This is a genomic window from Runella sp. CRIBMP (genome assembly GCF_009905605.1).
Classification (GTDB): domain Bacteria; phylum Bacteroidota; class Bacteroidia; order Cytophagales; family Spirosomataceae; genus Runella.
The window spans coordinates 66628-91085 of sequence record NZ_JAAAKZ010000007.1 but is presented as its reverse complement, the minus strand read 5'-3'; the positions used below and the strand labels follow the sequence as shown (position 1 = coordinate 91085).

The window sequence follows — 24458 nt, the reverse complement described above, 5'->3', positions numbered from 1 at the left end:
AGATGTAGATGATATAAATTTCTTATTGCCCGTTGGCCAACACCCACCGCATATCGTCCATTTTCACAATAGGCACAACTTGGTTGTCGTTTGAACTCTTATAATTAAATCCTGAAAGCAGATAATCGTCCTCAAAAACCCGCGTATCCAGTCCACTGCGCAGTTGATTGCGGTACTTATGCAACAAACGGCCAAAAAACAAAAGGGCATCGTACCCCTGCATGGCATATATCGACGGAATCGTATTTCGCTTGGCCAGATAGTTTGTCTGAAAATCTCTTACCTGCGCCTTAGAGGTATCAATAAACTCAGTATCAATTATATAAACTTCTCGCCCTGCTAAGGTAGAAGAAACAACGTTTTGCATGTTAAACGCCAATGAACTCGCCAAAACCGGGACGTTAATTCGCCGTTTGTTCAGCATATTAAGCACCTTGTTTCCATCCGTTTCAGTACTACTAAAAACCACCACGTGGCCCGGTTTGTTTACTTCCGTAATCGTAGCACTTGAGTCGAGTTTCTCGCGCGTTTTGCGAAAATCAATGGTTTGGTAGCCCGCTTCCATGGCCTTGTTCTTATAGGAAGCCGCGAGGGTAGAATCGCGCCGGGATGCTCCGTAATAAATTGCCAGTTTACGGTTGGTCGAAGGCTGCGAGCGCATAAAATCAAAACTTTGTTGCGCCTGGCGTTCAAAGGAGGGCTGCAACAATAACGTATTGGCATGATTCACCAAAATATCAGTCGCTAGGCTCGTTGGATGCACATAAAATATGTTGTTGCTTTCGGCATAGTCTGCGGCCAACTTGGCAGGTTCATTGTAAACTGGTCCAATCATCAAGTCGGTTTGCGCAAAATTGGCATTGTTGACCACATTGACCATCTCTTCAGGGTCATTGCTGACATCGTACGTAAATAGATTGACCAAAATGCCCTCCTGCTGTAATTTGGCCTTAGCCAGCTTCATCCCTTCGTACATATCATACGCGAATTGATTGGTGCGTACCCGCTGGTTGGGACTGAATTCTTTAAGCCGAAACGGCAGCGCCACGGCCACATTATAATAGCCTTTCTGAAGGTTGTTATTACTTTGACGTACGGGAGTAACTGGCGAAGAGGATTTGGAAGAGACAACCCCAAAGCGATTGGTCAATTGGTCCGACAGCTCTAAATCCGATTTTTCATTGGACGTTCGCTGAATCATATCAATCAGCGCCAACGCTACCGTCTTATCGGCAGGGTGTTGGCGGTTCAGGCTCTTGAGGTAGGCAATGTCCTGTAATTTATTAATGTAAAAACGCTTTAGATTTTCAGCCTCTTTTTTGATGGAAGGCGTTGATATTTCCTCTACGTAGTCCAATGCCTCTCCAAACTGTTTTTCCTGAAAAGACACATCAGCCAGCACGTAGCGTACATCGTCCATTTTTTTCCAATCAGGAAAACGCTCCCGCAGTTGCATCAGCATCTGGCGGCTTTCCGACAAACGATTGGTTTTGAGGGCCGCCAACGACCAATAATAATGTGCAAAAGGCGCCAAGCCGTGGGTATATTTACGGGCCGTCAATGGGGTAAGTGCGCTCATGGCGGAGGCAAAATCGCCCGATTTGTATAACGCCACACCGCGCTTATATTCGCGCTCGTAGGTGGCATCAGCACCCTGGGCATACATAAAAAAAGGAAAGAGGTAAATCAGCAAAAAGGATTTTCTCATTAGAAAAACATTAGTGGGGTAAAACCAGAAGTCAAAGTTAAAAACAATTTTAACGTGTCTACTGCTGGGACGGCAAGTAGCAGTAAAAATAATGAAGAGGATGTAAAACAAAAAAGCCATCACGCTATATGCGAATGGCTTTTCTCACACTTAACCTATGATGAAAAGTTCTGAAGTATCTTCGGAACTTCAAACGTAACGTGAATATACGTTAATTTGTTTTATTTCTACAAACTTTTTTCAAAAAAATATCAAATTCCCCTATTTTAGGTGAAGTTCTTCGCCGATATTTTTCACTTTTTGCTTTAACGATTCGTACACTGCATCAAAGTCTTCGTTGCGTTCTAGCTTGGCAACTACGCCCACGTAAAACTTGATTTTGGGTTCAGTGCCCGAAGGACGGCACGTAAATTTGGTACCATCAGCCGTAAAGAATTGTAGTACATTTGAAGACTCAATCCCCATACTTCCCGACGGGATGTCGACCGTGGTACCGTTTTCGGTACGTTTCAAAAACTTATAATCATCAATCCGAACAACGGGTGAACCCGCTATCGACTGCGGCGGGTTAGCCCGAAAATCGGCCATCATTTGCTGGATTTCTTCGGCGCCTGTTTTGCCTTTTTTCGTCAATGAAATCAGGCCTTCATAATAAAAACCAAACTGCTTATAGACCTCCATCAACAAATCAAAAAGACTCAGCCCTTTGTCTTTGGCATAGGCCGTCAACTCGGCAATCATGGCACAACTTGCAATGGCATCTTTGTCGCGAACGGCATCGCCGATGAGGTACCCGTAGCTTTCTTCACCACCGCCGATAAACTGCTGTTTTCCCTCCAACTCTCTGATTACCTGCGCAATGTACTTAAATCCAGTCAGGGTATTGTAGCAATTGACATCGTATCCTGCCGCCATTTTATCGATGAGGTCCGTCGTAACGATGGTTTTACAGACAAACTCTTTGCCCGTCAACTTACCCGCTTCTTTCCATGCTTGCAAGAGGTAATAGATGAGCAAAGTAGCCGTTTGGTTTCCGTTCAACAATTGGATTTCTCCGTGGTGGTTCTTGACGGCAATACCTACGCGGTCGGCATCGGGGTCGGTGCCCATTACGAGGTCAGCGTCAATTTCTTTGGCGCGATTTACGGCCATCGACATCGCTTCTGCTTCTTCAGGATTGGGGTACACCACCGTTGGGAAGTATCCATTTCCCTGCGGTTCGGCCTGCTCGGCAATCACCGTTACATTTTCAAAGCCCATTTTGGCGAGCAACTGCGGTACCAGCGTCACACCCGTTCCATGAATCGGCGTAAAGACAATCTTGAGGTCTTTTTGACGCTTGATGGCTTCTTTTGAAATTGAAAGCGAAAGGATTTGAGAAATGTATTTTTCATCCACTTCTTCGCCAATGAGGTGAATCTTAGAAGCATCTCCCCCAAATTTAATATCATCAATGGACTGAATAGCATTTACTTCATCAATGATATTTTTATCGTGCGGTGCCACCACCTGAGAGCCATCGTCCCAGTAAGCTTTGTAGCCGTTGTATTCTTTAGGATTGTGAGAAGCCGTAATTACTACTCCACTTTTACAGCCCAGCAGACGTGCCGCAAAACTTAATTCTGGCGTGGGGCGCAGTCCTTTAAAAAGATAAACATCAATGCCGTTGGAAGAAAAAACATTGGCTGTTACCTGCGCAAAAACATCCGATTTGATGCGGCAATCGTGGGCAATGGCTACGCTGATTTTTTGTCCCGCAAAGGTTTTATTCAAATAATTGGCCAATCCCTGCGTCGCTGCTCCTACGGTGTATTGGTTCATGCGGTTTGAGCCAATGCCAATCAATCCGCGCAGACCGCCCGTGCCAAACTCCAAGTCTTTATAAAATGAGTCAGTAAGTTCAGTAAAATTTTGTTTATCAACCAGTTGCTGAATATCAGCCTTGGTATCGGCATCATAATTACCGCTAAGCCATAGGTCTACTTTGGTTTGTACAGCAGCTTCGAGCATAATGTTTTGAGTTTTGGAGTTACAGTTTTAGATAAAAAAGCAGAAACGTCCCCAAATTTAACGACTCATCCGAATCTTGCAACTTTATGTTTTATTTAACGCCAATTTTATGTTGTTAGAATGACTTTTTACTCCTTTTCTGCTGCAAAGGCCTCATTATTATTTCTTCCTTTTGGGATATAAATCTACTATTATTCCCATTTTTTTCTCAATTCTATCCCGATTGACGGCACAAATTTGAAAAAAAAATCGTTTTCAAAAAGTGAATACACGACCTAAACTGTCTATAAAAGCAGTAACGTTTAGTGATACCGTTGGTATGACTTGTTGGATACTCAATACGTTAGAAAATCGTTTTACTTACTTAATAGCCATCAATAACAATGCAGTTACAGCCGATTGACAAACGCTCGGGACTTACGCCCGAGGAGTTCAGAGAACAATACCTTTTGCCCGCCCGTCCCGTCGTTTTCCGTGACCTTGCGGCCGATTGGCCCGCTACCCAAAAGTGGACATTTGAGTACTTAAAACAAAATTACGGACACTTAAAAGTCCCACTTTTCGGCAATGACTTCCACGATGCTGGCAAAGGCTACATGAGCCCCAAAGTTCACATGCCTTTTGCTGAATACCTCGATTTGATTCAAGCGGGGCCTACCGAACTACGGATGTTTTTGTATAACATCTTCCAACACGCCCCCGAACTCGTCGACGATGTCAGAATGCCGACCATCATGCCGGGGTTCGTCAAAGAATACCCTTTTATGTTTTTTGGAGGACAGGGCGCAGTGGTAAAATTGCACTATGACATCGACTGCTCTTCGGTTTTTCTGACCCAGTTTCAGACCCGAAAACGGGTAACGCTGTTTGCTCCCGACCAAAGCCGTTTTTTGTATCAACATCCTTTTACGGTGCAGAGCCACGTAGATGTTTTGCATCCTGATTATGAAAAATTCCCCGCCTTCAAAAAAGCGGTGGGCTGGGATACCGTGCTCGAACACGGCGAGACCATTTTTATCCCCTCTACTTTTTGGCACTTTATCCAGTACGTAGACGGCGGTTTTTCCATCGCTCTTCGAGCCAACGACAGCGTGTTTACCCGGCTACGTGGTGTGTCAAACATTGTCCGGCATTTTGTGGTCGATAAGGGTATGAACAAGCTGCTTGGCCCCCGGTGGAAACATTGGAAAGAAGAAAAAGCCGCCGAACGCGCCATGGCGTAGTATGAGCCCCTCCCAAGGCATTTTCGGAAAGTTGGGACGCGGGGTATCATTTTACAAAAAAGTAAGCGTTAAGCAGATACTCCGCTTAACGCTTACCAAATAATGCTTCGCTTTCAACCTTACCTAACTCCCACCTGCACTTCGGTGATGTTGTTTTCAGGCGTTTCAAAATCCATATTGATGTACATTTCCCGGCACTCATCGGTCATGTGAAGTCCTTGGGCATGGAGTTGACGAATGAGGGTTTCGTAGATTTTGGGCAGTTGCTCCCATGGCCCTTCCAATACGGCAGAGACACACTTAAACCCCGCAATTCGCCGCCACTCAAACTCCGACGAAACCACTTCTTTTTCTTGAATAGGAAGCGCTATTTCCAACAGAAATTTTGTATCTGGCTGCCCGTCGATACCATAATAATTCCAGTGAATGGCCCCCGTAACCATCAAATCAAGGCGCACCGCTTCGCGGTAGAGACTTTTGGCCACGTGAGCCACGTGGTTTGATAATTCTGGCAGGGTGGTTTCGACGCGAAAAACCAGGGCATTGTACGGTTTTGATTCTTTGATATTCATGGCTGTATGGGTGGTTGTTTAGTTTTGAGGATAGTCGAAATTCACCATCCATTTGATGCCAAATTTATCGGTCGTCATTCCGAAATAAGCCCCCCAGAAGGTATCCTGAAGCGGCATTTCAACTTCTCCCCCTTCGGCCAATCCGTGAAAGATTTTTTCGGCTTCTTCTTTGCTTTCAGCCCCGATGGCCAACGACAGATTGTTTCCCAGCGTAAGCGTATGGCCCATAGATTCGAGGGCGTCGGTTCCCATCAGAATCGTATTGCTGCCAATCGGCAAAGCCACATGCATGATTTTGTCCTGATCGTCGGCTGATAATTTATCCGCCTCTGGGGTGTCTTTAAAACGCTGAAGTCCGACAAATTCTCCCCCAAAAACTGATTTGTAAAAGTTAAACGCCTCTTCTGTGTTTCCTAAAAAGTTCAAATACGGATTGACTGTTGCCATGGTTGTGTTTTGTTTAAAGTTATTTAAAATGACTGATTATTTAACTTCAACAAAGGTACAACCCGTTAGTGACAACGGTATGTCAGTAGGGTTTTAGGAAAGATAATGCTCCTGAATTTCGAGGGCCAAGGTGTGCATCATGTCTTTCATTTTTAGGGGGCTTTCTACGCTAACGTGCTTACCAAACGTCAGCAGCCAACGGCCCATTCCTTCAAAAAATTGCGTCATAAATGTCATTTTGACGTATTTGTCGTGTACTTCTTCCGAGAGGAATCCCCACGTATAGCGTTGCTCCTGCATAAACATCGCCGCTCCTTTGTGCACCCAAATGGTCACTTCTTCGAGCTGCTCCTCTACGCGCAGGCGGTCAAGGTAGGCTTGTAGGGTAAGTAAGTTTTGTTTCGGAAAAAACACCTCTGTATTGGTCAGGTTCTGAATCCGGTCGACCCTAAAATCACGGTAATCGCCCCGCAGCCGACAATAGGCAATCAAATGCCAATGAGAACCGTAATGCACCAAACCGATCGGTTCAATTTCGCGCTGTGTACTCTGGCTATGAAAATTGGTAACGTAATCAATCCCCAGTACCTGCTGCCGCACAATGGCCTGTTGAATCTGATTGAGCAGATGTACCGAAAAAGGCTCCGCGCGCTGCCGTGCCAGCACCTCCACGCGAGATTCTAGGTCTTCTAAGTGCTCTTTTTCGTTTCGTTTCAGCACGGATTTGATTTTGTAAAACGCGGAATCAAACCCTTGCCGCAACGACTCATCAGCCATTTTTCCAATCAATTTGGCCCCAAACAGCAGCGCACTGGCTTCTTCGTTGGTAAACATAACGGGCGGCAGATGGTAGTCTTCCAAAAAATAGCCCACGCCCGCCTCGGCCCCGATGGGTACACCGGCTTCTTCCAAGGCCCTGATGTCGCGGTAGACGGTGCGTAAACTTATTCCGAAACGGTCGGCAATTTCCTGCGCTTTTACGACGCGTTTGGATTGTAACTGAATTAAAATGGCGGTAAGTCGGTCGATACGGTTCATAAGAGGAAAGGCTGTTTGACGAAATGACGGGCAGAATTTGCGGTAACATTTTGCAAACTGCCGATTCCGTTATAGTATTGAGTATGATTTTCAAAATTCATAAAAAACCATGACTTCACGCCTTTTTTCGTTCCTTTTTCTGCTTTTATTCATGGCCTGCCATCGCCCTGCCGACAACGTACAGGAGGCCCAAACCCGCCTCACGAGCGTACCGAAATGGGAAATTCAGGAAATATTGATGGACGAAGCCCCCATCTTTAAGGACGGAAAAAGCGTACCCCACATCAGTGGGGTAGAATTTGATACCTACATGGATTGGGTGCGGTTTTTGCCCGACGGCAGTTTTGAGGGCCATTTTAAAGGAGCCACCGACACCAAAAAATTTCAGTGGGAAGCCTATACCAAGCAAAATGTCATTGCCCTGCGGGATACGAGCACCAAAACGGGCGGCTGGAATATTTATCCGCGCAACGTGTATGAAGATGGTTTTGAAATGGAAACCCGCAGCAGCGTATATGACCCACCACGGGTAACCAAGCTGACGCTGAAGTTTAAGCCGCTCTGAAAACAATCCACGATTTAAGCACAAAAGATGCTATTGGTGGCGTAACAAATCAGCATCTCATTTATCAAACTCAATCACATACTCCGACTTGTATTCGCTTTTTTCGGGTTTGATGTACTTGATGTAGAGGCGCGCCTTCTTGCCCAAACGCATACAAGTATGTTTGTTGGCGATGTCTTCAGGGGTATTCATGGGTTGTAGCGAGGGATACCACATAATAAAACCAGGCTTATCGAGCAACAATTGGGGTTTTGTCCATGCTTGGGAGTTGTTGCCCTCACCCAAGTCTTTGTTTTTATTGAACGAAATATACACGCTGCTGCCTTTCCAAGAGCTCCCCGTTACTTTGCCCATCAGCATCACCCAACAGTTGAGGTAAGTGTTCCAACTCACCGACGGCCCCCAATGAAACCCACCCGTGGGAGAAGAAGCGGGTCCGCCACCTTCGCTCATCGGGATTTGTAATGAAGCAATGGGCGCACCAAAACCATTATAGGCCGCGCTAAACTCTTTTCCATTCCAACGCAGGGCTTTGCCCACTGGGGTGCCTAAATCTTTGAGCGCAATACGCGCCACGCTGATACACTGGCCTTTGTGTTCGTCTTCACGCTTGTAGGAGGCCTCATCGTACACGCCCGGGAAGCCGTATTCGCCATAAAACAGGTACAAATAGTCGCCTACGGCTACCGCCGAAGGGTCACCTACGCCCCCTGCAAAGGTTTTGGAAGTGTTGTGTGGTTTGAGAATCATACGGGGCTGGAGGTCTTCGATAAATAGCCCTCGGTTGTCCCAGCTACGCCCGCCGTCCACTGATTTCATGATGCCGATGCGACACACAGCAGCGGGCGATTGAGGGCCCGTGAGTCCTTCGGGCCATTTATGGTCAATGTAGCCTTCACCCGTTTTGGCGTCGTATGGGAGAGTAGCAGGGTAGTTTTCGTTGTGATAAACGGCATAAAGGGTTTTTCCCGTGGCATCCTTGGGATCTTGATAGACTGTCTCAAACCATGCCGCTCCATGCAGTCCTTTCTGACCAATGGGCACATTGGGGGGCATTTTGGGTTCGGTAAAGTCTTCTGCATTACGTCTGAAGGCTTCTTCGGCGTGGCGGCCATCCGCAAATTTTAAGTCGTGGGCCTCTCCCCAAACGGGGTCTTCGCCGTATTTACCAGGAAAAATCCGAAACGTATCTCCCACCCACGCCTCGGCCATGTTGCAGTCCACAAAGTTGTTGAAATACACTGTATCGGCAGCGACGAGTTTGAATTTGGGCACCAACGAAGAGGTTTCTTCTTTGGCAGGTTGGCAAGCGGCCATCCACAAAGCTGCGCCTATAAATAAAAGGTAAGGTTTCATCGTATAAAAAGGCTATGACACTTTACAACCAAAAGGCAAGCGGCACGGAGTTTTACCGAATGTAGATTTGGTTTTATAAATGCTCTTTCAGGGCTTAAATGAGTGATTTTAAGCCCTAAAAGCAACGTTAGATAGTTCCTACATTTGCATTAAAGCGTTCTTCTCCACAAAGTACATCTTGATTTCACCTTTTCCTTTTGCGCTGATGTTTCCTCGGTATTCAAAGGAGAAAAGTGGGTCGTCTTTTATCAATTCATAGAATGCCTCGCTGATGTTTACTTTGCCCACGCTTCCGTTGCTTTCCATACGGCTTGCGGTATTGACGGTATCGCCCCAGATGTCGTACTGAAACTTTTTTACGCCCACAACCCCCGCCACGATGGGGCCAGCGTGGATACCCAGCCGCATTTCAAAGTGAGGCTTTGGGGCTAGTTGGTTTTCGATGGCCCTTTGGGCGATAAACGCCTGCATTTCCAGCGCTGCCAATACCACATTTTGGGGGGAGTTTTCGTCGGCATTGGCCATGCCTCCTGCGGCCATGTAGGCATCGCCGATGGTCTTGATTTTTTCGATTTGGTATTTTTCTGAAATCCTGTCAAACGCCTCGAAGCAAACATTGATTTCTTCGACCAATCGCTGCGGTGACATGGTTTGGGCGGTTTGGGTGAAGGATTGAAAATCGGTAAAAAGAATGGAAACCATTCCAAAATCTTTGGCTTTAACGCTGCCCGTTAGTTTGAGTTCTTCGGCGATTTCTTGGGGCAGGATATTTAAAAGTAAGGCTTCTGAACGGTCTTTTTCGACTTTGAGGGTTTCTTTAGCTTTTCTCACAAAATTCAGTCGATACCACAAACCACCTGCTATCAGCAGCACCATTCCCAACGAGGCGATGATTATATTTCGCTGCTTTTCTTTCGCCTGTATTTCGACTTGGTGTTTGAGTTTGGCGGCACTTTGTTTTTTGACGAAGGCGATGCTGTCCACCAACTGTTGCTTTTGAAACTCCATGTTCATCATTCGGCTGGAAGCTTCTTTTGTGTTCAAACTATCTTCAAAAGCATTTACTTTTTCATAATACAGCAACGCCAACGAGTTGTTATTCAAAGATTTATAAGCATGATAAAGACATTCGCAAGCATCTTTTTTGATAGAAATCGCACCCATTTTTTCGGCTATTGTTAGCCCCGCGCTGCATTTTCCAACGGCTTCATTGTATTTTTTTAGTTGATAGAATATATTGCCAATGGCAATGCTACAGCTACTTCTATACTGTAATTTGCCAATTTCTTCGGCTTTTTTTAGACAGCTATTGTAATAGAACAATGCTTTTTGAAAATCTGATTTTCGGTAAAACAACTCTCCCAAGTTTGACAGCACTTCTATTTCTACCTCTTTTTCTTTCGCTTTTTGAGCAATGTTCAGTGATTCATCAAACTCTTTCAGGGCTTTGTCAAAATTGCCTTGCTCCATAGAGATATAACCCACCTCCATCAGTATTTTGGCAACTCCTCGTTTGTCGTTTAACTCTTTGAAAAGGGCATCTGCTTTGTTGAGGTATTTCAGGGCGTTGGGGTAATCTTTTATTTTTGAGTAAATACCTCCAATGTTTCCTGTAATGGTAGCAGTCGTATTTTTATTCCCAATTTTTTCTTGCATAAAAATGGTCTGTTTATACAGCTCTACCGCCTGTGGATAATTGCCCATGCTGTAATAAATCACACCTACGTTGTTTAATAAAGCAGCCACCCCTTTTTTATATCCCGCCTTTTTATAGGCAGCTACCCCTTTTTCAAAAAAAGAAAGGGCTTTAGAAAGGTTGCCTTGGCGGTAATAATTTGCCCCGATGTAGTTGAAACAATGCCCAACTTCCCGTTGCTTTCCCAGTTTTTGGTAAATAGGTAGGCTGCTTTCAAACAATGGCTGGGCTCGTTTTGAGTCGCCAACACTGTCATATTTTTCAGCAAGTTTGAAAAGGCTATCGGCGGTTTGGAGATTTGGGGAATTGGCAATGGTCTGTATGTTTTGGGCGTGCAGTTTTACCTTCACCAGCAAAAAGCAAAACAACAATAGATACATCCAAGGGTTTTTCACGCGTTTAGTGGGTTTCAAAAAGATAGAATTACCAGCTATTATCTAATTTTTCAATTTCTCTTCTTACCTCATCAATCAATTGCTGCTCGGTGGGTAGGTATAGCTGGTATTTGCTTGCTATGATGGTTTTATTGTTTTCGGGCAGGGTGATTTTTACGACTGCGTCGTTTTTGTCGGCACACAATAATACGCCAATAGTGGGGTTTTCAAAATCTTGCTTTTCGTAGCGGTCGTAGTAATTGACGTACATTTGCAGTTGCCCAATGTCCTGATGGGTGAGTTTAGTGGTTTTTATTTCAAACAACACAAAACATTGGAGCAAACGGTTGTAAAATACGAGGTCAATAAAAAACTCATCGCCATCCAAATGAATACGTTTTTGTCTTGCCACGAATCGGAACGCCGAACCGTGAAAACCCATTGCCCAGTTCCAACAAAAAATCTTGCAGGTGCGTGATAATGGCGACTTCTAAATCTTTTTCGTAGTAGGCAGCCTCTCGTTTTAGGCCCAAAAACTCCAACACCATGGGATCTTTGATGATTTCTTTGGCATCGGTGGGCAGTTTTTCGGCTCGGGCTACTGCCAACACGGCTTGTACATCGTTGCTGAGTAGAAGGCGTTCAAACAATTGGCTGTTTACTTGGCGTTCCAACTGCCTTGCCGTCCAGTTGTTTTTTTCGGCTTCAGCGATGTAAAACTCTCTTTTGTCCTCATTATCAATACGTATGAGGGTTCGGTAATGCGTCCAACTGAATTGTGAACGCAGTGCGTTCACAATTGGGAAGGTGCGGTAAAACTGCCGAAAAAGATTTAGCTGCCTGTATGAAAACCCGCTGCCATATTGAGGTTCGAGGGTTTGAGCCAGCGATTTGATTAGAAACTCGCCATACCCTGCACGCTCTTTCCCTTGCTGTTCTTCCTCAAAAATGACCCTGCCTATTTGCCAATACATCAGCACTCGCTCGGTATCTACCGAACGAATGGCTCGCTCCTGTGCCGATGCAATGATGCGGTGTATTTGCTGAATAAGGTCGTGCTTTATTTGCATGTCGTTCATATTATTGAACCAATTGATATACACGAAAGACTGGGGCGGTGTCATCGTTGACTGACTTTTGAGTAGTTACGGAAGTTTTTCCAGATCCGTTTGGGCCTGCAATTACCAAAAGTTTAGGCTTTTTGTCCGACATTGTGTTTTTTATTGTACACTCCAAAAGCGTCTTTTATTTTTTGTTTTTGCAATTTTTTAAATGCCTCCTTAGCTTTTGCTACCCGTTATTTTACGTCTTCTAAAACATTCTTCATCAGTTCGTTAAGTTGTTCATCGCTGGACTCAGTGTCCAAACTAAAATTATATAATTTATTCATAATTGTAGTGGATTACTGTTTACAATTATACCCCAAAAAACCTACTTCAGCCCCAACCCCTCATACACCACCTGCATAATGGCCGTGCGGACGTTGAGGGTGGAGATTTTGTTGTTGTCGCGCGTAGGGTACACGCGGTTAGACAAAAAGACGTAGTTGAGGTTATAGGCGGGGTCGTTCCAAATCATAATACCCGTATAACCCGTATGGCCGTAGCTCATCGACGTGGCGCTTTTGGGGGCGTTGCCGCAATCTCTCCCCCGGCAGGGTTTGTCAAAGCCGATGCCACGACGCGACTCAGGGAATTGATAACTCGTAAACTCGTTCATGGTGTTTTCGGAAATAAACGACTCACCGCCGTAGCTGCCTTTTTGGAGGTACAGTTGCGTTACTTTCATGAGGTCGTTGGCGTTACCAAAAAGCCCCGCGTGACCGCTGAGCCCGCCCAACATGCTGGCACCTTCGTCGTGTACGCGCCCGTGGATGAGCGTTTCGCGGTAGAAGGTATCCCGCTCACTTGGCACAATTTTGCTCAAATCATAAAAGCGTCTCGGATTGAAAGTCAGCGAATTAGCACCTATTTTACGATAAACGTTGGTTTTTAAATAATCTTCAAACGGCACCCCCGTGATGTTTTGCACCACCTGCGGGTACAGAATGAAAGATAAGTCCGAATAAATGTATTCCTTCTTCTCGTTAAGCGGCGATTCGCGAATGGCATCAAAAATCTTCTTTTGGTATTTTTTGTGCAACCACAAGCTATCCGTCACCTGAACCGTGTACGGCCCGTGGGCGGTTTTGCCCCAGCTAAAGGTCTTTTTCTTCCAAGTACCGTCGGCATTTTTGGTATCACGCCAGAATGGAATCCACGCTTTCAGGCGCGCCTGGTGCGTCAGCACTTGCCGCCAGACCAAATCGGCTTTGTTGGATTTGTCATAACTGGGCAAATAATCCTTCATCGTTCCGTCCAGATTGAATTTGCCTTCGCTGTGCAATCGTGCCAAGGCCATGGTCGAGCCAGCAATCTTGGTTACCGACGCAAAATCGTACAAATCCGTCAACTGAACGGGGCGCGGCGGCACATTTACCATCTTCAACGGAGTTGGATACACATGCGTGCCGTAGGCTTTGCGATAAAATACCTTTCCGTCTTTGGCGAGCTGAACCACGATACTCGGCGTTGCTTTTTGAGCAATGGCGTTGTTGGCCAATGAGTCAATCTTGAATGAAAGCCATTGGCTATTTAATCCCACTTCTTCGGGAATGGTGTATTTGAGACGACCGATGGCAGGAATATCCAAACCCGCGCCGTAGCCAAACTGCGCATTGACCGTTACGGGGAGTTTGCCTTTGGCAGGAATGGCTCCAAACAACAACTGCGCCGACAGTTCTTCGGTAAACGGCGTCAATTGGTAGGCCATCACTAGGGCTTTGGCATTTGAAATACCCTCCAATTTATTGAGCGAATACGCATTTCCAAAAACCGTTATGATTGAATTACCGTTGTTGGCCAAATCTTTTACCCAAGCTGCTGTGGTGGGCGTAATCCCATAATTTGTTCCCGGACGAATGTTGTTGAGGTGCGCCCCTACCAGCACCACATCGTAGCTTTTGAGCGCCGATCGAATACGTGATTGCACGCTGTCGGGGGTTTGAGGATGAATGATAAAATGGTCTATGTTGGTATATAAAGAAAGTGTTTTTTGGAACGTAGTGAGGTCGCCCGTTGAGGCAGTTTCATTACGAGTGCCGAGGGCTACGACTCCATCTTTGGTAGCCGCCGCGGCCGCTGGCGCATCCGTTAGAGAAACAGAAGCAATCGTTATTTTATCTAAATGCTTGATGGGTAAAACATAACCCTCATTTTTCAGAACCGTCAGCGCATTTTCGGTGAGCAGACGATTGAGCAATTCTGATTCTTTGTCGTTAATATCGGCAATCAGATTTTTGGTTTCAATGGGTTTGAATTGAGCCAATCCAACCCAGGCTTTGGCGGCCAAAACTTTCTTGACCCGCGCGTCTATTTCGGCCTGACTGATGCGTCCTTCGGCAATGGATTTTTTGATTTCGGCAATGGCGGCCGGTACATTGGGGCTAAATTCCAGCACATCCATACCTGCTTCCAATCCTTTGGCGTCGCCGGTTCCATTGGGAAAATATTTGGTCAGCCCCTTCATGTTCATGGCATCCGAATATATGAGGCCGTTGAAGTGCAGCTGATCTCTCAGCAAGCCCGTCACGATGGGTTTTGAGAGCGTAGAAGGCACATTTTTGGCGGTATCCAATACGGGTATCGCCAAGTGCGCCATCATGATGCCGTCGGCACCTTTCTCGATGAGTTTACGAAAAGGGTATAATTCTACGGAGTCTAATCGGGCGCGATTGTGCGGAATAACGGGCAAATCATAATGCGAATCCACGCCCGTATCGCCATGACCGGGGAAGTGTTTGAGCGAACTCAAAATCCCCCCGTCCTGCATTCCTTTCATATACGCGTACGATTTTTCGAATACTTTTTGGGGATTTTCACCAAACGACCGAAAGTTAATGACAGGGTTATTGGCGTTGTTGTTGACATCGACTGAAGGGGCAAAATTGATATGGACACCCAGACGTTTCTTTTGCGCCGCCAGCGCTTTGCCCATTCTATAAATCAAATCGTCATTGCCCTGAATCGCCCCCATCGTCATCTGGTACGGGAAGCGCACCGCACTGTCTAGGCGCATGGCCAAGCCCCATTCAGAGTCCATCGCTACCAAAAGCGGTACTTTGGAAATGGACTGATAATAATTGGTCAGTTGCGCCTGTTGCACGGGGCCACCCTGAAAAAAAATAACGCCTCCCACTTTGTAGTCACGGATGTACTGCGCCACCACGCGCGGGTTGGAGAAAGTCGTGTCAATGATGACTCGTTTGGGGTTCATCGGATACCCGTGGGCCGCCACCATAATAAGCTGCGCAATGCGCTCGTCGGGCGTCAGGCTGTTAAAGACCGAATCTACCCAGCGCTGATTGGGGTTTTGCAAAAAAGGTGGTGTAGTTTGAGCAAAAGAGGAAGTTGCAAGGCAAAAAAAGGAAAAGAGAACTAGAAACAGAGGCTTTTTCATGTAAATCAGCGATAATGCCGGTGTTGATGGTTATTGATAGTCAAAGGTTGAAAAAAGGTAGGCATAAGTCAAATCTCCGTGCTAAAAAGATTGAGCCTCACCCACAAAAAACCCCGCCGAAGTTGGTTTTGGCGGGGCTTTTATCTATTTATTTGCAATGCATTATTTATGGGTATCTGCTTCTTAGGTAGTTTCATTCACAAATGAAGAGGCCTTTAATCGGTTCCACACCCCTCAATCTGCGCCTTGAATACCGCCCCCGCTTTGACCTCAAAGCCAGGTCTAAATTCTACGAACTTGCCCGCCTGATAGAGTACATCGCTGTTGGTGTTTAGTAGATTCGCGGCTTCAATTCGATGCTCTACCTTAAAATGATGGATGGCTCCCGAAGCCGTTGTTTCACCAGGATTGCTAAAGAAATATTCTAGCGGACATTCGGGGCGCATCCTCCACAACTCCCGTCCAACATCGGCGCGGTAGGCAGAAAAATAAACCCGTCCGTTATGAACCGAAACCAATTGCGGCGAAGAGCTACGGATTCCCGCGTCGATGTCCGTCAATCGTACTGTACCTGAGATGGTGCCGTCCGAACGGTACAATTCGTAACTTTTATGTTGGGGACCAGAAGCGGGAGAAGATTCATAAGCATTCAAATACAAAGAACTGTCTCCTTTTGTCATTCGATAGTCTGAAAGCAACGTACTTTTCAGCAGTTGGGTACCCTGAGCGGTACCATTCGATTTCCAAAGTTGCTGGTTGGCAAGGAAATAAAGCTCATTTTTAAAAGTCACCAACGAAAAAGGAGTAGAACTAGCCGTACCTGAAGTAATATCTTTGACCAATACTGTACCCGCTGCCGTACCATCCGACCGCCACAGTTCGATGCCGTTTGTTGCATCAGAAGCCCTAAAAAAGAGTTTGTCATCATAGATAATCAACGCCCCGTAGGATTCCTCAAAATAGGGGTTTCGTCCAAAACCGCTGTTGGGCCCAGCATAAATGTCTTTGACAAGTTTTGTGCCCATGGCCGTACCATCTGATTGCCATAGTTCATAACCTAAACTGTCGGTGTTAGCAATAAAATACAGGGTATCTTTATACACTACAAAGCCATAAGGCATTGAACTCGCCATCCCCACATTGATGTCTTTAACCAACGTAGTGCTCAGATCAGTACCATCGGTACGCCACAATTCCACACCCGCGCTGTCGGAGCCTTGGGCCGCGAAATACAAAAACCCCTTGTAAGCAATCATTTTTACGGAAGAATCTGGCTCCGAATAGCTTCGGGGAGGTGCGCCAGTTATTTTATCGGTTATTTTCTGAAAACCGCTTTGACTGCTTTTATAAAGTCCGTTGGATAGAAAATAAAGTTCATTGTTAAGAGTAGCAAACAGTACTTTTTGGGATGTAGACGAAAAAGTATCAAAAACCTTCGTTGGGGCAGTCTCACCGTTGGTTTTCCACAAATACCGCCCGTTGACCATCCAATAAAGTTCATTTTGGAAAACGGTAAAATTATTGAAGTAGGTAGAAAAACCCGTTGCGCCAACCGAATGCCCCAGGCTTTGTGAGGCATTTTTGGTAAAGTCACCGTACAATAACGCACTAGCGGCGGTGCTATCGGCCCTCCATAGCTCCGTGCCCGATTTGCCATCGTTGGCGGTAAAGAATGTTGTGTTGTTAAAATGTACCACTCGGCCAAAAGGATTCACGGAGGAATTGGCCGTTTCGGTATTCATATCCTTGACCAAGGTTGTATTGGCCTGTGTCCCGTCGGTGCGGTACAGCTCAAAGCCTGAAACGGGGCTATAAGCTGTAAACAGAACGCCCGTACCCAACGCCATCGGCACCACACGGGCCAGCTCAAGACCTAAACTTAGATTGAGGCCTTTTACCAAAACTGTTCCCGCGCTCGTGCCATCCGACACCCACAGTTCGTAGGTATCATTGGGAGAAGGCGCTCTCATAAACGCTATTTTATTGCCAAAGGCAAACGTAGTATTGGTTTCAAAGTAAGAACTGAAGGTAGAATCAGCGATGTTTTTTACCAAGGCAGTCCCTCCAGTGGTGCCATCAGTTTTCCATAATTCACGCCCATTGATACTATCATTGGCAAAAAAGAAAAGGGTGGTTCCTGCCACGGTAAAGCCTGGATTTGAACCAAAAGTCCCATCATTGTAAGCCGCCGAGCTCAAATTGATGTCTTTTAGCAAGGTGGTTCCAGCGGGGGTCCCGTCCGATTTCCACAACTCAAATCCTTTCAAACCTTCGGAAGCGACAAAGAATAGTTGATTGTTAAACACCACGGGGTTTGTCACGTGTCGCAAAGAGTCTTTCACTACCTGCGTACCCAAGGCCGTACCATTGGATTTCCACAATCGAGTAGAAACGCTATCATAAGCCGTAAAGTACAACTGATTATTAACAACTTGTAAATTACTCGGCGTACTTCCAATCGTTCCGGCATGAATATCTTTCACCAAAACCGTTCCTGCTCCGTTGGATTTCCATAACTCGCAACCGTTTGCGCCATTGCTTGCCTGAAAAAACAAGGTAGTGTCTACAACCGCAAAATGAGTTGGGTAACTACCCAAAACCCCTGGGTTAATATCTTTCACCATCACAGTTCCCGTTGCCGTGCCGTCCGTACGCCACAATTCCGCCCCATTTATCCCGTTATTGGCCTGAAAATACGCCTTCGCTCCAATCACTTTAAAAGACTTTGGATTAGCATTTGCACTACCAGGATTGATATTTTTAACCATATAGGTACCAGCGGCCGTGCCGTTTGTACGCCATAATTCGACCCCAGTACTATCTTGTAAAAAACTGAAATACAACACATTGCTCAAAACCCCCAATACTTTCATGTAAGCATTTCCCGAGGCAGTATTAAATAATTCGGTGGTTCCAGTGATAGAGCCATTGGTTTTAAACAAGCCGTAGCCACTGCCACGTTTGTGCGCCAAAAAAATCAGCGACCCGTTAAAATTCGTCAGATTGCTGGGCGATTGTATATAATCTCCAACGGCCGTCATATCCAACAATACCGTCCCGCTGGGTGTACCGTCAGTTTTGTACAGCAACGTCCCTTTTTCTGACGAAGCCGTATAATAAACTAACCCACTAATGTTGACGGCATTGGCTACGTCCAACGTGCTCCCGTTTGTGCCGTACACATCCTTGAGCAGTTGTTGTCCATAAGATTGAACGAATAAAAGAAGATAGAAAATGGTTGTGCAAAATTGTTTCATAACGTTTAACTCAAAGCCCCTCCTGCCAAACTACCCAGTGTTAAATAATAAACTCGCATTCTAATATACAATAAAAATTAAGAATTGAAGCGCCATTTTTTCCATTACAATACAACAACGAATGGGATATACACCAAATAAAAATATACCTATAAGACAAATTTAGAATATTATATTTAAAAACAAACTAAAAATATCCTTGTGAATCATCGATAGGGACTATTTATACAAAAAAGGTAGAACAACTTTTTTAGGTTAAAGATGTAGATTTGAAGTGCAATTATCCAGCAGTTGCTGGGTAGGTGATTATCCAAAAAAGAGCCAACTCTTCTAAATAATAAACCATAGTTTTGTGGTGTCAAAAGAATGTATTGCATCGTTAATCAGTCATAACTTTGAACGCTTTTGGCGGCAATCCAGCCACCGAAACAGAGCTACATCGACTAAAAACCGAAAACGAGTATTTACGCCAACGCGACGCCAAACAGAAAGAAACCATCCAGGTATTGTAAAATACCATAAAGAAGCTTTCTGAAACCAATTCATCAAATTGGGAAATAAATGAACATAAGAGGGAGCAATATATTGATTTCCAGCAAATTAAAAAAGGGACAACCTACTGAGGCTATCCCTTTTTTAATGAATTTTGACCAAACTGAGTTACTTCTTCTCACCGCCCCCTTTTGGTGGGTTATTGGTTTTATTGGGGTTGGCGGCATTGGCCGAAGGGTTTCCCCCTCCTCCGCCTTTTTTCTTTTTATTTCTGTTACGATTGCTGCTTTGTTGCTGGTCACGGTCGCGGCTGCTGAATTTCTTATCCATCTTCGCCAAATCGCTATTGATGCCAGGAGCCGGCAACAACGACACAAGCTCTTCGATTTCGAGCACTTCCAACGAAACGGGTTTTTGTCCTTTAGCATTAAGACTCAATATCCGGTTGACGTTTTCTAGCGAAATAGGGTGCCAAGTGGTGCTGTCATTTTCATAACCAAACCACATGATTTTCTTAAAAATATCCGTTTTTTGCAGGTGCGCTTTTCCCTTTTGGGTTTGAAGCGGTGCATCTACGTGCGGAATATCCTTGAGGGCATCAATGTAGGTTTCGAGTTCGTAATTCAGGCAGCATTTCAAGCGCCCGCACTGCCCCGATAATTTGGTCGGATTTAGCGACAAATTTTGGTAACGTGCCGCTGAAGTGGTGATGTTTTTAAAATCGGTCAACCACGTAGAGCAGCATAACTCACGGCCACAGGCCCCGATACCACCCAAACGTCCGGCCTCTTGACGCAGGCTAATCTGCCGCATCTCAATCCGTGCCTTAAATTCTCCCGCCAATACTTTGATTAATTCACGAAAATCGACGCGCTCGTCGGCTGAGTAATAGAAAGTAGCTTTGGTATTATCTGACTGAAACTCTACATCTGAGAGTTTCATATTAAGTTTCATGTCTTTGACCAACTCCCGGGCGCGGTACATGGTGGTGAGGTCGCGGGCAATGCTTTGCTCGTGCTTTTCCAAATCGCGCGGAGTGGCTACACGATAAATGCTCTTCAGGTTTTCGTCATTGGCCACTTTCTTTTTGACCATTTGCAGGCGAACCAAATCTCCCTGCAATGATACTGAGCCAATATGATAACCAGAGGCCATCTCGCACACGACGTAGTCGCCGGTGTGCAAATCGAGTTGATTTATGTTGCGAAAATACTCTTTACGTCCGCCCTTAAATTTAACTTCTACGACATCAAACCGTTTCATCACTGGCACGTCCATGTCGCTAAGCCAATCAAAAACGTTCATTTTATTACAGCCACCCGTTCCACAAGCGCCATTATTTTGACAACCGGACGTTTTTTCAGTCAGGCCACGCGTTCCGCAACCTCCGGTTGAACATGATTTACAACTCATTGTATATAGTTTACAGTTAGCAGTTGGCAGTTTACAGTCAGTAAGCAATGAATCATTGCCTACTGTCCACTGCTTACTGCCCCTAGTCGTTATAACGGATCAAATCCAATCCAATATCTTTGCGATAATATTTACCTTCAAATTGTACCGTTGCTGCTGCTTTTTGAGACTTATTGACGGCTCCTTCGAGCGAGTTTGCCAAGGCTGTTAAAGTCAACACACGGCCTCCGTTGCTGAGTACCTCGCCATTTCCATTGGAGGCGGTTCCAGCGTGGAAGACGAGCACGTCTTCTATTCTTTCTAACTCTGCAATTTTCTTGCCTTTTTCGTAAGCTTCAGGATAGCCCCCCGACACAAGCACCGTGGTCACGGCCGTTTGCGGCGAAATCAGCAAATCACTTTCCGCCAATTTTTGGTCGGCTGCGGCGAGCAGAAGCGTTACAAAATCGGACTGAATACGCGGCAATACCACCTCCGTTTCGGGGTCGCCCATGCGCGCGTTGTACTCAATCACGTAAGGTTCGCCTTTTACGTTCATTAAACCGATAAAAATAAACCCAACATAACGGATTCCTTCGGCCTGCAATCCCGACAAGGTAGGCTTAACGATTTTATTTTCTACCTTCCGCAGGAAGTTTTCATCGGCAAACACAACTGGTGACACCGCCCCCATTCCGCCCGTATTGGGGCCCGTGTCTTTTTCTCCGATTCGCTTGTAATCTTTTGCCTCAGGCAAAATTTTATAGTTGATACCGTCCGTTAATACAAAAACAGAAAGTTCGATTCCTCTTAGAAACTGTTCAACGACCACTTTGTTTCCAGCATCGCCAAACTTAGCATCTACCAGCATATCTTGCATGGTGGCCTTGGCCGTGGCGATGTTTTCTGCGATAATTACCCCTTTGCCAGCGGCCAATCCATCGGCTTTCAAAACAATCGGCAATGCATGTGACTCCAGAAAAGTAAGGCCTTCTTCGAGCGTTTCGGAGGTAAATGTGCGAGAAGATGCCGTAGGAATCCCGTACTTCAACATGAAGTTTTTGGAAAAATCCTTGCTTCCTTCCAGTTGAGCGCCCAGTCGGTCAGGGCCTACAATTTTGATTCTTGAAAGCTCAGGACGTGCTTTCAAAAAATCAACAATTCCATTGACCAGCGGCTCTTCTGGCCCCACAATCACTAATTTAATTTTTAGGTCCACAATTGCTTTCGCAGTTGCTTCAAAGTCATTATAGCTAAAGGGGAGATTGGTCGCTACTTGAGCGGTACCTGCATTGCCAGGGGCTACATACAACTCATCACAGTGTGGGCTTTGCGCAATTTTCCAAGCAAAAGCGTGTTCACGTCCGCCCGAACCAAGGATTAGAATGTTCATTTTTTTTGTATAAAAGGGATCGCTACGAGTAAAATGTTGAGTAATCATAAAATTAAGAACAAACGCGGGTTTGTTCTTAATTTTATGGGGTTAGCTTTCCACCTAGTTTGCTACTTCTGACAAGAATTTGATACGCATCAATCGGAGTTCGTCTTCGGTGACATCTTCCTCCGCCAACTCATCCATGGCCACTGCGATACTATCGGTTTCGGTTGCCATGAAGTAATCGTAAATATCCCGTTGGCGGTCACGGTCCATAATCTGATTGATGTAGTAGTCCAAGTTTAGTTTTGTACCGGAGTAGCAAATGTGTTCAATCTCCTCAATCAACTCGTCCATCCCAAGCCCTTTTGCTTCCGCAATCTCATCCAAATCCACTTTTCGGTCTATCTGCTGAATAATAAAAATCTTCACTTTAGACTTGTTAGCTGCTGATTTTACAACTACGTCTTTAGCGGTTTCTATCTCATTTTCCTCAACGTATTTGGTGATTAAATCAATAAATGGTCGTCCAAATTTTGACACTTTTCCCATTCCAACCCCGTTGATTTGGGCCATTTCCTGAGACGTAGTGGGATAAGTAGTGGCCATTTCTTCCAACGACGGATCTTGGAAAATCACATACGGAGGAAGGTTTTTTTCTTTCGCCAGTTTCTTACGTAGTGCTTTCAATAAACCTAAAAGCGCTTCATCGTAAGCATTGCCCCCACCCGCAGGGGCAAGATCCGTTACATCTTCTTCATCGTTTGCTTTCTGAATCTCACTTTCATCAAACGTATGATCTTTGGAAATCGTAATCGGATAAGGGTCTTTGATAAACTTACGTCCCTTTTCCGTCATTTTTAAGACCCCGAAATTTTCAGAATCTTTAGACAGAAACCCAAAAATCACCAGTTGACGAATCATGGAGCGCCAGAATTCTACTCCGTATTCTTCTCCTTCTTCTTCATCTTTGAATTTACCAGCCCCGTACATTTCAAGCTTGTTGTGCTCGTAGCTTGTTACGTAGATGTTGTCGGTTGCCGTAATCAAGTCGGCAATGTGGTCTCCGTCAAATCGCTCATCCGTTTGGTCGATGGCTTTAAGGACCAAAACCGCCTCTTCCTGAATCCTAATCCGCTGGGTAGGCTTAACACAATTGTCGCAAAACCCGCAGTCTTTCTCCATATACTCCCCAAAATAACTCAATAACTGACGCCGGCGACACGCGCCGAGGTTGGCGTAGGCCACCATTTCATTGAGCAAATGACGCGCGTTGTCACGTTCGGTAACGGACTTATCTTTGTTGAATTTCTCCAGTTTTTGAATATCGTCGATGCAGTAAAACATGACGCAATTTCCTTCCAGACCATCGCGTCCGGCACGTCCTGTTTCCTGATAATAGCCTTCCAAAGACTTGGGGGCGTCGTAGTGAATCACAAACCGCACGTCGGGCTTGTCGATTCCCATTCCAAAAGCAATCGTTGCCACAATCACATCAGCTTCCTCATTGAGAAAGGCATCCTGATTGTGCATCCGGGTCGACGAGTCCAATCCTGCGTGGTAGGGCAGTGCTTTTACATCATTCACATTCAGCAAATTGGCCACTTCTTCCACCGTTTTACGGCTCAGACAATAGATGATACCCGATTTACCTTTGTTGTTTTTAATGTATTTGATGAGTTGTTTGTTAACATCACCTAATTTAGGACGAACTTCGTAGTAGAGGTTTTTACGGTTAAACGATGTTTTAAACATCGCCGCTTCTTCCATCCTTAAGTTTTTGACAATATCCTGCTGTACTTTGGGCGTAGCGGTGGCAGTCAAAGCAATAAGCGGTAACTCAGGGTTGATGTTATCAATAATTCCCCGAATACGACGGTATTCAGGGCGAAAATCATGGCCCCACTCAGAAATACAGTGCGCTTCGTCTACCGCTACAAAAGAAATATTGGCTCTTTGTAGAAAATCAAGGTTCTCCTCTTTGGTCAACGATTCTGGAGCTATGTATAACAGTTTTAGGGTTCCGTCTAAGGCGTCTTTTTTAACTTTATTAATTTCAGCCTTATTGAGGGTTGAATTCAAAAATTGGGCATTGATTCCGAATGCATTGAGTTGATCCACCTGATTTTTCATCAACGCAATAAGGGGCGAGATAACGATAGCAATACCTTCGGTTGTTATCGCCGGCAGCTGATAGCACAGGGATTTTCCAGCACCAGTAGGCATAATAACGAAGGTATTATTGCCGCCCATGATGCTATTAATGATAGCCTCCTGCTCTCCTCTAAACTGACTGTAACCAAATATTTCTTTGAGTCGCTCTTTAAGCGTATGCTGTACGCCTGTGTCTACCTGAATCATCCTCGTGACTTATAAATTTTAGTGGCCTTTACTCTCCTGATTTACAGGGATTTGTATAGCTTTTGTGGTGAGTTGGAATGTAAAAAAACAATGAT

At 45.3% G+C, this 24458-nt stretch carries 16 protein-coding genes; 2 read left to right on the top strand and 14 right to left on the bottom strand.

Going from position 1 to position 24458, the window contains the following annotated elements; translation table 11 throughout:
• Positions 1 to 22 precede the first annotated feature (22 nt).
• Both GVN20_RS17965 and GVN20_RS17960 read right to left on the bottom strand, forming a co-directional pair.
• Complete coding sequence (locus GVN20_RS17965) at positions 23 to 1708, bottom strand: ABC transporter substrate-binding protein (RefSeq protein ID WP_166559666.1); 1686 nt, start codon at positions 1706 to 1708, stop codon at positions 23 to 25.
• Between the two features lie 261 nt (positions 1709 to 1969).
• Positions 1970 to 3718 carry a phospho-sugar mutase gene (locus tag GVN20_RS17960; protein WP_166559665.1) on the bottom strand — a complete coding sequence of 583 codons (1749 nt, stop codon included), beginning with the start codon at positions 3716 to 3718 and terminating at the stop codon, positions 1970 to 1972.
• 383 nt (positions 3719 to 4101) lie between these two features.
• On the opposite strand from GVN20_RS17960, the gene GVN20_RS17955 reads away from it, so the two are divergent.
• Positions 4102 to 4941, top strand: coding sequence for a cupin-like domain-containing protein (locus tag GVN20_RS17955; RefSeq protein WP_166559664.1), 840 nt, complete (start codon positions 4102 to 4104; stop codon positions 4939 to 4941).
• A 119-nt stretch (positions 4942 to 5060) separates the two neighbouring features.
• Here the strand turns inward: GVN20_RS17955 and GVN20_RS17950 are convergent, their stop codons facing one another.
• The 3 genes from GVN20_RS17950 to GVN20_RS17940 all read right to left on the bottom strand — a co-directional run bounded on the left by GVN20_RS17950 (position 5061) and on the right by GVN20_RS17940 (position 6998).
• Positions 5061 to 5513, bottom strand: coding sequence for a GyrI-like domain-containing protein (locus GVN20_RS17950; protein ID WP_166559663.1), 453 nt, complete (start codon positions 5511 to 5513; stop codon positions 5061 to 5063).
• 18 nt (positions 5514 to 5531) lie between these two features.
• The gene (locus GVN20_RS17945) at positions 5532 to 5960 is read right to left on the bottom strand and encodes a VOC family protein (protein ID WP_166559662.1); all 429 of its coding nucleotides are present in this window, start codon (positions 5958 to 5960) and stop codon (positions 5532 to 5534) included.
• Positions 5961 to 6053: 93 nt separating this feature from the next.
• Positions 6054 to 6998 (bottom strand): YafY family protein, encoded by a 945-nt coding sequence (locus tag GVN20_RS17940; RefSeq protein WP_166559661.1) that lies wholly within the window; start codon positions 6996 to 6998, stop codon positions 6054 to 6056.
• Positions 6999 to 7107: 109 nt separating this feature from the next.
• Here GVN20_RS17940 and GVN20_RS17935 point away from each other — a divergent pair, with 109 nt between their 5' ends.
• Entirely contained in the window at positions 7108 to 7563 is a 456-nt protein-coding gene (locus tag GVN20_RS17935; protein WP_166559660.1) for a hypothetical protein, read from the top strand.
• Positions 7564 to 7620: 57 nt separating this feature from the next.
• On the opposite strand, the gene GVN20_RS17930 is transcribed toward GVN20_RS17935, so the two are convergent.
• From GVN20_RS17930 to recQ, 9 genes are all read right to left on the bottom strand, one after another.
• Positions 7621 to 8919 (bottom strand): hypothetical protein, encoded by a 1299-nt coding sequence (locus GVN20_RS17930; protein WP_229599107.1) that lies wholly within the window; start codon positions 8917 to 8919, stop codon positions 7621 to 7623.
• A gap of 138 nt (positions 8920 to 9057) precedes the next feature.
• Entirely contained in the window at positions 9058 to 11010 is a 1953-nt protein-coding gene (locus tag GVN20_RS17925) for an adenylate/guanylate cyclase domain-containing protein (RefSeq protein ID WP_166559659.1), read from the bottom strand.
• Between the two features lie 28 nt (positions 11011 to 11038).
• Positions 11039 to 11401 (bottom strand): PDDEXK nuclease domain-containing protein, encoded by a 363-nt coding sequence (locus tag GVN20_RS29940; protein ID WP_310586829.1) that lies wholly within the window; start codon positions 11399 to 11401, stop codon positions 11039 to 11041.
• The gene (locus tag GVN20_RS29935) at positions 11364 to 12113 is read right to left on the bottom strand and encodes a PDDEXK nuclease domain-containing protein (protein WP_255455449.1); all 750 of its coding nucleotides are present in this window, start codon (positions 12111 to 12113) and stop codon (positions 11364 to 11366) included. Before GVN20_RS29935 ends, GVN20_RS29940 begins: the two co-directional genes overlap by 38 nt.
• Positions 12114 to 12420: 307 nt before the next feature.
• Positions 12421 to 15486: a glycoside hydrolase family 3 N-terminal domain-containing protein gene (locus tag GVN20_RS17915; RefSeq protein WP_166559658.1), complete on the bottom strand. Its 3066-nt coding sequence runs from the start codon at positions 15484 to 15486 to the stop codon at positions 12421 to 12423.
• Positions 15487 to 15701: 215 nt separating this feature from the next.
• A complete protein-coding gene (locus GVN20_RS17910) occupies positions 15702 to 18743 on the bottom strand; it encodes an ELWxxDGT repeat protein (RefSeq protein ID WP_166559657.1) in 3042 nt (1013 codons plus the stop codon).
• Positions 18744 to 19403: 660 nt separating this feature from the next.
• On the bottom strand, positions 19404 to 20648 hold the full coding sequence (locus tag GVN20_RS17905) for a regulatory iron-sulfur-containing complex subunit RicT (protein ID WP_166559656.1): 1245 nt from the start codon (positions 20646 to 20648) through the stop codon (positions 19404 to 19406).
• 82 nt (positions 20649 to 20730) lie between these two features.
• Positions 20731 to 22020 carry a phosphoribosylamine--glycine ligase gene (purD, locus tag GVN20_RS17900; RefSeq protein WP_166559655.1) on the bottom strand — a complete coding sequence of 430 codons (1290 nt, stop codon included), beginning with the start codon at positions 22018 to 22020 and terminating at the stop codon, positions 20731 to 20733.
• 102 nt (positions 22021 to 22122) lie between these two features.
• Positions 22123 to 24363 (bottom strand): DNA helicase RecQ, encoded by a 2241-nt coding sequence (gene recQ / locus GVN20_RS17895; RefSeq protein WP_114066897.1) that lies wholly within the window; start codon positions 24361 to 24363, stop codon positions 22123 to 22125.
• Between the last annotated feature and the right edge of the window lie 95 nt (positions 24364 to 24458).